Genomic DNA, 232 nt, shown 5'->3' on the forward strand with positions numbered 1-232 from the left:
CTGCGCGGTTCCACAGCGGCAAAGCCGAAGCCACACCCAGCGCGACGGAATATTTTAAGAAATCACGACGTTGCATAGTTATTTCCTTATTCTTAAGCAGGCGAAACAAAATCAAACGTTGAGCATAGTCCTTCCCCTTACGGGAAGGTCAAGCCGCAGACACAATTTAATCGACAATAATGGTCGTCGCCTCGCTCGCAGTGTGCTAACGTTTATCTTCTTTAAGCCCCTG

The 232-nt window shown here is 48.3% G+C and carries 1 protein-coding gene; it reads right to left on the bottom strand.

Going from position 1 to position 232, the window contains the following annotated elements; translation table 11 throughout:
* The coding region (locus SB772_RS45940; protein ID WP_410839265.1) for a twin-arginine translocation signal domain-containing protein at positions 1–76 on the bottom strand (76 nt) is incomplete at its 3' end.
* Positions 77–232 lie beyond the last annotated feature (156 nt).

The sequence above is a fragment of the Paraburkholderia sp. SIMBA_030 genome (assembly GCF_046535245.1).
GTDB lineage: Bacteria > Pseudomonadota > Gammaproteobacteria > Burkholderiales > Burkholderiaceae > Paraburkholderia.